This is a genomic window from Mangrovibacter phragmitis, assembly GCF_040429585.1.
Taxonomy (GTDB): Bacteria; Pseudomonadota; Gammaproteobacteria; order Enterobacterales; family Enterobacteriaceae; genus Mangrovibacter; species Mangrovibacter phragmitis.
Genome location: NZ_CP134782.1, coordinates 3,660,950 through 3,672,985, shown reverse-complemented (window position 1 = coordinate 3,672,985; position 12,036 = coordinate 3,660,950). Strand labels below are relative to the sequence as shown.

Here is a 12,036-nt window from a genome sequence, read left to right as displayed (position 1 = left end):
CGGAAGTGGTATCCGGCTGGGCTAAAAAGCGGCGGGACGTGATGGATATTGTATTTATAGAGCAACTTTCGGTAATCACCACTATCGGTGTTTACGACTGGGAACAAACGATTAAACAAAAACTGGTGTTCGATATCGAAATGGGCTGGGATAACCAGAAAGCTGCACAAAGCGATGATGTTAATGATTGCCTAAGCTATGCTGATGTGAGCGATGCAATATTAACCCATGTCTCTGGCGGGCGTTTTGCACTGGTAGAGCGCGTGGCTGAAGAAGTTGCCAGTTTGCTGCTGGCCCGGTTCCCCATCCCCTGGCTGCGTCTGAAAGTCAGTAAGCCGGGCGCGGTCGCTGAAGCATCCAACGTTGGTGTGATAATTGAGCGTAGGCAAAGTCTGAAAAGCGAATAACGTCATCTAAATTAAATTATTTCCGGTTAAGCTGGTCTTACGGATAACCATTTGCGGTGGCCTGAATGTCTGCCGTTTTTTTATATCTTTTTTAGGGGTAACGTTGTCATGAGCGATCTGAGTTCGCTTGGTGTTGCAGGTATCTTAGGGGTTGTCGAAGGTTTGACGGAGTTTCTCCCGGTATCCAGCACAGGCCATTTAATCATTGTCGGCCATTTATTGGGTTTTGAAGGTGATAAAGCCGATACTTTTGAGGTTGTGATTCAGTTGGGGTCAATCCTCGCCGTAGTGGTGATGTTCTGGCGGCGGTTATTTGGCCTGATTGGTATTCATTTTGGCGCTGTGCCACATGAAGGCACAGGAACCGGGAAACTCACCCTGTTGCACATTATTGCTGGCATGGTACCTGCGGTTATCCTTGGGCTGGTTTTTCATGATTTCATCAAGACCCTGTTTAATCCGGTGACTGTCATGTACGCGCTCATTGTGGGCGGTTTGTTATTAATAGTTGCTGAGTATCTGAAACCTAAAAAGCCACGAGCTGAAGGGGTGGATGATATGACAATCCGTCAGGCGTTTGTGATTGGGTGTTTCCAGTGCCTTGCATTATGGCCGGGTTTCTCCCGCTCGGGTTCAACAATTTCAGGTGGGATGCTAATGGGCGTGAGCCGTTACGCAGCCTCTGAGTTTTCGTTTCTGCTGGCCGTGCCAATGATGATTGGCGCAACCGGGCTGGATCTCTATAAAAGCATTGGCTTTTTGACCCTGGCTGATGCACCGATGTTCGCGGTTGGGTTTGTGATGGCGTTTGTTGTTGCATTGATTGCCATTAAAACCTTTCTGGAATTAATTAAACGAATCTCGTTTATTCCGTTTGCCATTTACCGGTTTATTGTCGCAGCAGCCGTTTACCTGGTTTTTGTGCATTAATCCCTGGCTGCCCTTAACCCTCAGGTTGAGGGCAGTGCTCTTGCTTCCAGGCTGCAACTGCCTGTATACGGCGGCGTGTCAGTTCTTCCCTAATTTCCGCTCCCTGAAAACCGGCCGCCACTACCGCTTTGCTGTCAACCGAGCGGGCAACCTGCCAGGCGGCACGTAACAACCTTCCCTGGGGGTAATCGCTGGATTCAAAACCGGTTCGCCCACGGGCATCGGCTTCACTGGTTAAAGCCAGTTGCTCAACACGTTCTGGTTTACGCCAGGCATCAAGATTATCAAACAACTTCACCAGGGTTTTTGGCTGCAGTATTTGTATGGTGTGAATCAGGTCGTGGAACTCCGCAACCAGTTTCGCCAGGTCACGGATGGCAACTGGCACTTTATAGCGCTCACATAAACGGGCTACCAGTTTCACCCCTGCAGGGCCATGCCCATGATGGCGGGGCCACAGTTCTGGCGGCGTCAGTCCTTTGCCCAGATCATGGCACAGTGTGGCAAAGCGTACATCCAGTGCCGGGCTGAGCTGGGCCGCAATAGTCAGCGTCATTAATGTGTGAATGCCAGTATCAATTTCAGGGTGCCATTTCGCAGGGGCTGGAACGCCAAACAGGGCATCCACTTCCGGGAACAAAACGCTCAGTGCATCGCAGTCTCGCAGTACCTGGAAAAAGACCTGTGGGTTGCGTGTTAACAGTGCAGCTTCCGTTTCTTTCCAGACCCGTTCAGGTGTCAGGTGAGACAGTTCACCAGCCTGAGCCATTTGTTGCATGAGCGCCAGTGTTTCCGGCGCAATACGAAACCCCAAATGGGCATAACGGGCAGCAAAGCGAGCCACCCGTAACACGCGTAACGGGTCTTCACAAAAAGCAGGAGAGATGTGGCGCAACACACGCTGCGAGATATCTTTTTGCCCGTTCCAGGGGTCAATAAATTCGCCCTCTTCACTTTGGGCAATCGCGTTGATGGTCAGATCACGGCGCAGTAGATCCTGCTCAAGAGTGACGTCTGGTTCAGCGTGGCAGATAAAACCGGTATAGCCGTGGCCATTTTTGCGTTCAGTGCGGGCCAGCGCATATTCTTCATGGGTATCCGGGTGCAAAAAAACGGGAAAATCACGCCCCACCTGCTGGAAGCCTTTATCGAGCATTTCTGCTGGCGTGGCCCCCACAACAACCCAGTCCCGGTCTTGCACCGACAGGCCTAACAACGAATCCCGTACTGCACCACCCACCAGAAAAATCTTCACCCGCTACCTCATTGATGGCCACTTTGCCCAATATCATACGTTAAGTGTAACCATAATGGAGCAAGAACAAGAAGAGAACGCCCGGTTTACCAGAATGGTAGCGTCCGGGCGTTTACAAACAGACTTAGTTCATCCAGCGGTCTTTACGGCGGCGACCAGGAATAATATGGGGCAGGATCAGGCCCAGTAACAACCCAATGCCTGCAACACCGCCGCCATACATAAACCATTGCATGATGATGGTCCGCTGCTTGTCATCCAGCTGCAGGTTAGCCATGTTGACCTTTTTCTGGGCAACGGTCAGTTCATTCTTCAACTTCTGGTTTTCGCTTTTCAGTCCATTGATAATGCCATCGCTTGCGGCCACTTTTTTCTGCATATCTGCCGTGCGCTGGTTCCAGGTGGCATCAATATTATTGAGCTTGTCGGTCAGGGTTTTCACCTGCGCTTCCAGTGCAGGTACGCGAGTGCGCATGCTGGGGTCAGTATTCAGTTCTTTCAGTGGTATCCAGGCTGTGCGCCCGTCTTTGTCACGAACCTGACCATAATTTGTGTTTTCATTGGTTTGCAGCAATGTGACAGCTTCGCCCGCAGAAAGGGTGCCAACCAGACGGTAGTTGTCCCCCGGCCCGCTGCGCAGCCAGGTGGTGAGATCATCGGAAACATAACGTGTTTCATCCGCGACAGCCGTAGCGGAAACGCTTAAAGCAAATAAAGAGAGACAAATCAGGCGTAATTTCTGCATTAGTAAGTCATTATTGTCGTTAATGGTAGAAAGATAGTAATGGCAACAGTCTGACGACGCAAAAACTAAACCTGAATGGGAATCTTCCTGGTGTGATTTTTACCACCAAAAAGTCAGTTTGCGCCGAAGACAGCTACCCTTAGCGTTATTGGGTGTCACTCACCATCCCTGGGGTTTCATCAGCTGTTACTGCGTTAGCTGGGTTTCTGGATGCAGGTTCATTTTGCAGCCCTGAAACCCGAATTATTTAGAGTATACTGACAGTTAAATGTTTTTTTAGTTCACTTCCCAATTTGTGGAACGACAGTAAGTAGAGACTATGGCACAAGAAATCGAATTAAAGTTCATTGTTCAACCGCAAAGCGGTGATGCGTTATGCGCTTTTCTGAATACGCTTCCCGGCCAGCATAGTGAGCCACGAAAACTGAGCAATATCTATTATGAAACGCAGGATAACTACTTGCGGCGCCATGATGCTGGCTTGCGCATCCGTGGTGTGGATGGCCGGTATGAAATGACGATTAAAACGGCCGGGCATGTTGTGGGTGGGTTGCATCAGCGCCCGGAATATAACGTTGCTCTGGATGCGCCTGTCTTAGCGCTGGATAAGTTTCCGGCTGAAATCTGGCCACAAGGTTGTGATGTGGCCGAACTGGAAAAAGCGTTGCACCCGCTGTTCAGTACCGATTTTTTGCGGGAAAAGTGGGTGGTTACTCACGGTGACAGCGAGGTAGAGATAGCTTTTGACCAGGGCGAGGTGAAAGCGGGTGAGTTCAGCGAAGTCATTCATGAACTTGAACTGGAGCTGATTAAAGGCAATACGGAAGATGTCCTGAGCCTTGCGGGGGTTCTGGCCTCCCGGCCGGGAGTTCGTCAGGGGCTGCTCAGTAAGGCGGCCCGGGGTTACCACCTGGCGAAAGGAAATCCTGAACGCCCTCATCAGGCGTTACCCATTATGCAACTTCCGTTGAAGTCCAGTGTAGAGAAAGGCCTGGAGACGGCACTGGGTATTGCGCTCAATCATTGGCTCTACCATGAAGAGTTGTGGGTGCGTGGCGATCAGAAAGCGAAGAACGAAATTATTGAAAGTATTGGGCTTATTCGTGCAGCACTGGTGCTGTTTGGTGGCATTATTCCCAGGAAGGCGAGTACTCACTTACGTGACATGCTTACCCATACTGAAAGTGATCTCGCGCTGGATGTCTCAGCAGAAAGCGTGGTATGGGAAACTCGTTTCACGCAAACCAAACTGGCGTTAACCCAATGGCTGGTGACCCGGGGCTGGCGTCCGTTTTTGGATGAGAAAGCACTGCGTAGCCTTGACGAAGGGTTTAAGCGTTTTGCTGATATTAATTTGTCACGCCACAGCGCGGAACTGAAGCGTACATTTACTCACGTAACAGGCGACAGCCTGCGGGATCAACTGCCGCGTCTGAGCCGTGAAGTCCATATTTTACGTCTGTTGTCTGGCTTTTATGATCAAACCCAGGCCAGCCACTGGCTGGATAACTGGCAGGAACTTTGTCTGGCTATCAGGCAGGGCAGCCGCCATGAAGCAGACCACTTCCGCCATGAGGCACTGGCTCAGGCACCTTTCTGGTTACACAGCGGGCAATCAGGGAAACACTAAATTAAGGGAAAATGGTGATGATTCCTCTCTCTCCTGTTTTACAACAACACTGGCAGACGCGCCTGGCGCGCCTGCCGGAATCTTTTGCAACTCAGGCGCTTTCTCAGCAGGCACAAAGCGTACTGGCATTCAGTGATTTTGTGTGTGACAGCGTGCAGGCCTGGCCGCAATGGCTGGAAGAGTTGCAGGTTGCACAGCCAGGCCCTGATGAATGGCAAAACTATGCTTCAGCGCTGGAGCGGTTGTTGGGCAGTATTGAGAGCGAAGCAGAACTGATGCGCGAACTGCGTATTTTCCGCCGCCGGGAAATGGTCCGTATTGCGTGGGGGCAGGTGACAGAAAGCAGCAGTACTGAACAGACACTGGTGCAATTAAGTGCGCTGGCCGAAGCGTTAATTGTTGCTGCCCGAGACTGGGTATATCAGGCATGCTGCCGGGAATGGGGAACGCCATCTAATAAAGAGGGCGTCCCTCAGTCGTTATTTATTTTGGGTATGGGGAAACTGGGCGGCGGAGAGCTTAACTTTTCTTCGGATATTGACCTTATTTTTGCCTGGCCGGAAAGCGGCGTGACACAAGGTGGGCGCAGGGAGCTGGATAATGCGCAGTTTTTTACACGCATGGGGCAACGTTTAATCAAAGTACTGGATCAACCAACACAGGATGGCTTTGTCTACCGGGTGGATATGCGCCTGCGTCCTTTTGGTGACAGCGGGCCACTGGTAATGAGCTTTGCGGCTCTCGAAGATTATTACCAGGAGCAGGGGCGTGACTGGGAACGTTATGCCATGGTGAAGGCGAAAATACTTGGCCCGCAAGACAGTCTGTGGAGCAAAGAATTGCACGCGATGCTGAGGCCGTTTGTTTTTCGCCGCTACATTGATTTTAGTGTGATTCAGTCGCTGCGTAACATGAAAAGTATGATTGCCCGGGAAGTGCGGCGGCGGGGGCTGAAAGATAACATTAAGCTGGGCGCTGGGGGGATTCGCGAAGCGGAGTTTATTGTTCAGGTTTTTCAGCTTATCCGCGGTGGGCGCGAACCCGCTTTGCAATCACGCTCATTACTGCAAACGTTGGATGTTATCAACGACCTGAATTTGCTGCCTGCCAGTGATGTAGTTGCGTTGCGTGAGGCCTACTTGTGGCTGCGCCGTCTGGAGAATTTACTGCAAAGTATTCATGATGAACAAACCCAGACATTGCCGGGCGATGAACTGAATCGCGCGCGCCTTGCCTGGGCGATGAATGCTCCCGACTGGTCTGTACTGGAAGCAACCTTGCAACACCATATGCAGGCGGTACGCACAATTTTCAATGCGCTGATTGGCGATGAAGAAAGCGTGGAAGCTCAGCATGCGGTGGATGATGGCTGGAGCGAATTATGGCATGACACACTGGATAGCCAGGATACCCCGGATGTACTGGCTCACCTTGCGGATGCTGATCGCCAGCAAGTTCTGCGCCTGATTACCGATTTTCGTAACGATACCAACCGGCGGACTATTGGCCCGAGAGGTCGGCAGGTGCTTGATCAGTTAATGCCGCATTTGTTGCAGGCTGTTTGTAGCCGGGATGATGCGCCAGTTCCGTTCTCACGTATGGTACCTCTGCTCACCGGTATTCTGACCCGCACCACCTATCTGGAACTGCTCAGCGAGTTCCCAGGTGCATTGCAGCATCTGGTGCGTTTATGTGCTGCTTCGCCAATGGTGGCGGAGCAACTGGCACAATACCCTTTGTTGCTTGATGAGCTGCTTGACCCTTCCACGCTTTACCAGCCTACAGCACCTGATGCCTACCGCGATGAACTGCGCCAGTATTTGTTGCGTGTTCCTGAAGATGACGAAGAACAACAACTGGAAGCACTACGCCAGTTTAAACAGACGCAACTGTTACGTGTCGCAGCAGCCGATATCGCGGGGACGTTGCCTGTGATGAAAGTGAGTGATCACTTAACCTGGCTGGCCGAAGCGATAATCGATGCCGTCGTGCAGCGCGCGTGGGCACAAATGGTGGCTCGTTTTGGCAGGCCAGGGCATTTAGCTGGCCGGGAAGGGTACGGGTTTGCAGTGGTTGGTTACGGCAAACTGGGCGGATGGGAGCTGGGTTACAGCTCAGACCTTGATCTGGTGTTTCTGCACGATTGCCCGGCCGACGCGGTTACGGATGGTGAAAAGGAAATTGATGGTCGCCAGTTTTATCTGCGCCTGGCCCAGCGCATTATGCATTTGTTCAGCACGCGGACTTCTTCCGGTATTTTGTATGAAGTGGATGCGCGCCTGCGCCCGGCAGGTGAAGCCGGGATGTTGGTAACCACCGACAGTGCCTTTGAAGACTACCAGCGTAATGAGGCCTGGACATGGGAGCACCAGGCGCTGGTGCGTGCCAGAGTGGTATATGGCGACAGCCAAATCCACACCCGGTTTAATGCCATTCGCCAAAAGATTTTGTGTACTGAGCGTAATGAAGACCACCTGCGTACTGAAGTGCGTGAGATGCGTGAAAAAATGCGCACACATCTTGGCAATAAACACCGTGGCCGGTTTGACATTAAAGCTGACCAGGGGGGCATTACTGACATCGAATTTATCACGCAGTATCTGGTATTACGCGATGCAGCAAAAGTCCCTGGTCTGACCCGCTGGTCTGATAATGTGCGTATTCTGGCGTTGCTAGCCCAGCATGGCATTATGCCTGAAGAAGAAGCGCACGCGCTCACGTCAGCTTATGTGACGCTACGTGATGCCTTGCACCATTTGGCCTTACAGGCACAGCCCGGGCATGTGGAGCCGGATGCTTTCGCAGCACAGCGTCAACAAGTGATAACCAGTTGGAATACCTGGCTGGAACAGGCCTGAACAGTGCGATTAATATCAGTTGTGGTATTATCGCGCGCAAATTTGCTATCTCTGCTGGAGAATAAGGAATGAAAGTAACGCTGCCCGAGTACAACCGTGCTGGCGTCCTGGTGGTAGGCGATGTCATGCTGGACCGCTACTGGTATGGCCCTACCAGCCGAATTTCCCCTGAAGCGCCTGTTCCGGTGGTGAAAGTTGACACCATCGAAGAACGCCCTGGTGGTGCAGCCAACGTCGCGATGAACATTGCTTCTCTGGGTTCCCGTTCACGCCTGGTTGGCCTGACGGGGATTGATGACGCTGCGCGGGCCTTGAGCCAGTCTCTGGCGGATGTGCATGTTAAATGTGATTTCGTGTCTGTGCCAACCCACCCGACAATCACTAAATTACGTGTATTGTCACGTAATCAGCAGTTGATTCGCCTCGATTTTGAAGAAGGTTTCGAAGGCGTTGATCCGGCGCCGTTGCATGAACGCATTCAGCAGGCTTTGCCTGAAATGGGCGCGATTGTGCTGTCTGACTATGCCAAAGGGGCACTGGCGTCTGTACAGCAAATGATAGCCCTGGCGCGTCAGGCGGGCGTACCCGTATTAATCGACCCAAAAGGCACTGACTTTGAGCGTTACCGTGGGGCAACGTTGTTGACGCCAAACTTATCTGAATTCGAAGCTGTGGTGGGTAAGTGCACTACAGAAGAACAAATTGTTGAACGCGGTTTGAAACTCATTGCTGATTACGACTTGAGTGCTTTGCTGGTAACGCGCTCGGAGCAGGGCATGAGTTTATTGCAACCGGGCAAAGCTCCTTTGCATATGCCCACTCAGGCACAGGAGGTATACGACGTCACCGGTGCCGGGGATACTGTGATTGGCGTGCTGGCCGCGACGCTGGCAGCCGGAAATTCACTGGAAGAAGCCTGCTATTTTGCTAATGCCGCAGCCGGGGTTGTCGTCGGTAAACTCGGTACATCTACAGTTTCGCCAATTGAGCTGGAAAACGCGGTGCGTGGCCGGGCAGAAACCGGCTTTGGCGTGATGAGTGAAGCTGCGCTGAAACAGGCGGTCAGTGATGCCCGTAAACGGGGGGAAAAAGTGGTCATGACGAATGGTGTGTTCGACATACTGCATGCCGGCCATGTTTCCTACCTGGCAAATGCCCGTAAGCTGGGTGACAGGCTGATTGTGGCTGTCAACAGTGATGCCTCGACGCGTCGCCTGAAAGGGGAAACCCGGCCGGTCAATGCGCTGGAACAGCGTATGATTGTGCTGGCGGCGCTGGAAGCGGTAGACTGGGTTGTTGGGTTTGAAGAAGACACCCCGCAGCGCCTGATAGCCGATATCCTGCCTGATTTACTGGTAAAAGGCGGCGATTACAAACCGGAAGATATTGCCGGGAGTAAAGAAGTTTGGGCAAATGGCGGTGATGTGCTGGTGCTCAACTTTGAAGATGGCTGCTCAACCACCAATATTATTCGTAAAATTCAGAATCAGTGATTCTGAACAGAACCCTGTGAGCCACCAACGGTTGGCAGTCTGTTAATGTTACCAGCCGTTGGTTTTTCAGGGTTATTACTGTTCGTCACTTTCTTGTTTCTGAGTACTTTCAAGTGCGGCAAGGCGTTGTTCCAGCACAGCAAGCTTTTCGCGAGTCCGCAGTAAAACTTGTGTCTGAACATCAAACTCTTCACGGCTCACCATGTCCAGGCGCGTCAGTTGTGACTGCAGCGTCTGGCGGATTTTTTTCTCAACATCTTCACCAAAGTCACGCATGCCTTTAGGCATTGATTCGTGAATCTGACGGGCTATCTGCTCAATTTTTTTTGGATCAATCATTGTCTTTTCCGGCAATAAAGTGAGGTGATTCTTCTATTGTAATCGCTGAATCCGGGGGGATAAACCAGAAATATTTTTAAGCCCGTTGCCGGGTTAGGGGATTGGCGTTATAGTAACTGCGTTTATTCTCAGGGCGGGGCGAAATTCCCCACCGGCGGTAAATCAGCGCCTTGCTGAAAGCCCGCGAGCGCTCCGCTGTCATGGCGGAGGTCAGCAGACTCGGTGTAATTCCGGGGCCGACGGTTAGAGTCCGGATGGGAGAGGATAGCGATCCAGTCGGGTGAAAGCCCGCTCGCGTTATTTATTTGCCTTTTGGCACTCCTAAGACTGCCCTGGTTCTGGTAATCCATAAGTTTAATGAGGTTTCTTACCATGAATCAGACGCTGCTTTCTTCTTTTGGCACGCCTATTGAACGCGTTGAACAAGCGCTTGCTGCATTACGTGAGGGACGTGGTGTAATGGTCCTTGATGACGAAAATCGTGAAAACGAAGGTGACATGATTTTTGCCGCTGAAAATATGACGGTTGAACAAATGGCACTCACCATTCGCCATGGCAGCGGTATCGTTTGTTTGTGTATTACGGATGAACGCCGCAAGCAACTTGACCTGCCTATGATGGTAGAAAATAACACCAGTGCGTTCGGTACCGGTTTTACCGTTACCATTGAAGCTGCTCACGGTGTGACTACCGGTGTTTCTGCGGCCGACAGGCTGACCACGGTACGTGCTGCAATTGCTGATGGCGCAAAACCCAGTGATTTAAACCGCCCGGGGCATGTTTTCCCGTTGCGTGCTCAGGCTGGTGGTGTGCTTACCCGCTGTGGCCACACTGAAGCGACGGTAGATTTAGTTACGCTGGCCGGGTTCAAACCAATGGGTGTGCTGTGTGAACTGACTAACGACGATGGCACTATGGCTCGTGCGCCGGGTTGCATCGAATTTGCTGGTAAACACAACTTAGCGGTTGTCACCATCGAAGATATCGTAGCTTATCGTCAGGCTAATGAGCGTAAAGCCAGCTAACTGGCAATGACTTTTTATTTCCTGTGGCAGCTATTTGGCTGCCACAGTGCTTTTCGGGGCCTGATAGCGTTATGAAACCAGGTAAATCATGATGCCTTCAGTCACAATGCCCAGTGCGGTCCCCAGTAAAATGGATGATGAGGCTGATTCCACATAAGTATCACTGCGTATGGCAAACATCCCGGCAGCTATAGCTGAAGGGGTTGCACCAATAATCACCACTTGCTGCATAAACGTGTGGCTGAGGCCAACAGCCAGCCCGGCGGCAACCATTAATGCAGGCTGGATCAGGTTCTTGATACTGATATTGGTGAGTGTATGTATATTGAAGGCGGGGCGTTCACCATAGAACAGTAACCCCAGAGCAAACAGTGAAATCCCTCCGGCCGTTTTCCCCATCATCTCAATTGGTGACTCCAGCAATGCCGGGATTTTAAGGCCACTCAGGCTCAGCAATACTCCCAGAATAGGGATCCAGACAATAGGGTTGCGAATGGCTTTAAATAAATTCGCGGCTATCATACTGCCCAGTCTGACTGCTTCTGATTCGTTACCTTTCTCCCCCATGCGAATCAGCATAATAGTTAGGGGAATCATCAACACACTGGTTATCAGGTTACCTATCAGGACACCCAGAAAACCTTCCGGGCCAATTAATACCGCCAGCACGGGCGCACCAAAGTAAGCCATATCCGGGAAGGCACACACCAGTGACTGAATTGCACTGGTTTTAATATCATGGCGAAAGACAAATCGTGAAATAAGTAATGCCAACAACCACGAGCCCATCAGGCCAAATACCAGAACGGCCATAAATGGCAGGTTTTGAATTTTCTCTGGATCCGTTTTCAGTGCACCCATAAATAAATGCAAAGGCAGAGCAAAGCGGATAACTACGGTTGCTAATACCGAAGCATCTTCGCGGCGGGTATAACCTAGTTTACCACTTAACCATCCAAGAACCATAATGAACACAAGTGGAAATAATGAGGATAAGAGTAATGTTGGCATAATATTACCTTGTAATTGTATTGAGTGGAAACAACCTGGAGATCACCTTCAGTGATGTTTTCTCATGTTGAGATTTTTCTGGTTAACACACTGAGTGATAAGCCTTTATTTCACTATTTGTAAATGAATAAATAATCGTTATGATGAGCTGAATATATAGTTGCTGTATTCTTTTGTGAGTGATATCAGTCACGGCAAGGGGCTAACATTAATTACTAAAGCCTGTTTAAATTTAATAAAGTAACGGCTGCGTTTTTTTGGTTTGGGAAGATATTTTTTTTGTGAATTAACAGAGGTAATCGACAGGGGAAGTTGATGCGGGAAATAAAAAATGCGCCAGTA

Annotated in this window: 10 protein-coding genes and 1 riboswitch; of the genes, 6 read left to right on the top strand and 4 right to left on the bottom strand. The window is 50.9% G+C overall.

Annotation, left to right across the window (positions count from 1 at the left end):
• Window positions 1-41 precede the first annotated feature (41 nt).
• Together folB and bacA are read left to right on the top strand one after the other, a co-directional pair.
• On the top strand, window positions 42-407 hold the full coding sequence (folB, locus tag MPHASIOC01_RS17715) for a bifunctional dihydroneopterin aldolase/7,8-dihydroneopterin epimerase (RefSeq protein ID WP_064600438.1): 366 nt from the start codon (window positions 42-44) through the stop codon (window positions 405-407).
• Window positions 408-515: 108 nt separating this feature from the next.
• Window positions 516-1,337, top strand: coding sequence for an undecaprenyl-diphosphate phosphatase (bacA, locus tag MPHASIOC01_RS17710; RefSeq protein ID WP_353612995.1), 822 nt, complete (start codon window positions 516-518; stop codon window positions 1,335-1,337).
• A gap of 13 nt (window positions 1,338-1,350) precedes the next feature.
• Here bacA and MPHASIOC01_RS17705 read toward each other — a convergent pair whose 3' ends face one another.
• Both MPHASIOC01_RS17705 and MPHASIOC01_RS17700 read right to left on the bottom strand, forming a co-directional pair.
• Window positions 1,351-2,592: a multifunctional CCA addition/repair protein gene (locus tag MPHASIOC01_RS17705; protein WP_064600435.1), complete on the bottom strand. Its 1,242-nt coding sequence runs from the start codon at window positions 2,590-2,592 to the stop codon at window positions 1,351-1,353.
• A 124-nt stretch (window positions 2,593-2,716) separates the two neighbouring features.
• Window positions 2,717-3,337: a TIGR04211 family SH3 domain-containing protein gene (locus MPHASIOC01_RS17700; RefSeq protein WP_064600433.1), complete on the bottom strand. Its 621-nt coding sequence runs from the start codon at window positions 3,335-3,337 to the stop codon at window positions 2,717-2,719.
• Between the two features lie 319 nt (window positions 3,338-3,656).
• Here MPHASIOC01_RS17700 and MPHASIOC01_RS17695 point away from each other — a divergent pair, with 319 nt between their 5' ends.
• From MPHASIOC01_RS17695 to hldE, 3 genes are all read left to right on the top strand, one after another.
• A complete protein-coding gene (locus MPHASIOC01_RS17695; protein ID WP_353612994.1) occupies window positions 3,657-4,967 on the top strand; it encodes an inorganic triphosphatase in 1,311 nt (436 codons plus the stop codon).
• A 17-nt stretch (window positions 4,968-4,984) separates the two neighbouring features.
• Complete coding sequence (glnE, locus tag MPHASIOC01_RS17690) at window positions 4,985-7,825, top strand: bifunctional [glutamate--ammonia ligase]-adenylyl-L-tyrosine phosphorylase/[glutamate--ammonia-ligase] adenylyltransferase (RefSeq protein ID WP_353614954.1); 2,841 nt, start codon at window positions 4,985-4,987, stop codon at window positions 7,823-7,825.
• A gap of 68 nt (window positions 7,826-7,893) precedes the next feature.
• Complete coding sequence (gene hldE / locus MPHASIOC01_RS17685) at window positions 7,894-9,318, top strand: bifunctional D-glycero-beta-D-manno-heptose-7-phosphate kinase/D-glycero-beta-D-manno-heptose 1-phosphate adenylyltransferase HldE (RefSeq protein WP_064600427.1); 1,425 nt, start codon at window positions 7,894-7,896, stop codon at window positions 9,316-9,318.
• Between the two features lie 75 nt (window positions 9,319-9,393).
• Here the strand turns inward: hldE and MPHASIOC01_RS17680 are convergent, their stop codons facing one another.
• Window positions 9,394-9,657 carry a ubiquinone biosynthesis accessory factor UbiK gene (locus tag MPHASIOC01_RS17680; protein WP_064600425.1) on the bottom strand — a complete coding sequence of 88 codons (264 nt, stop codon included), beginning with the start codon at window positions 9,655-9,657 and terminating at the stop codon, window positions 9,394-9,396.
• A gap of 120 nt (window positions 9,658-9,777) precedes the next feature.
• A riboswitch (FMN riboswitch) is annotated at window positions 9,778-9,927 on the top strand.
• 102 nt (window positions 9,928-10,029) lie between these two features.
• On the opposite strand from MPHASIOC01_RS17680, the gene ribB reads away from it, so the two are divergent.
• On the top strand, window positions 10,030-10,683 hold the full coding sequence (gene ribB / locus MPHASIOC01_RS17675) for a 3,4-dihydroxy-2-butanone-4-phosphate synthase (protein ID WP_064600423.1): 654 nt from the start codon (window positions 10,030-10,032) through the stop codon (window positions 10,681-10,683).
• Window positions 10,684-10,752: 69 nt separating this feature from the next.
• Here the strand turns inward: ribB and MPHASIOC01_RS17670 are convergent, their stop codons facing one another.
• The gene (locus tag MPHASIOC01_RS17670) at window positions 10,753-11,694 is read right to left on the bottom strand and encodes an AEC family transporter (protein WP_064600421.1); all 942 of its coding nucleotides are present in this window, start codon (window positions 11,692-11,694) and stop codon (window positions 10,753-10,755) included.
• Window positions 11,695-12,036 lie beyond the last annotated feature (342 nt).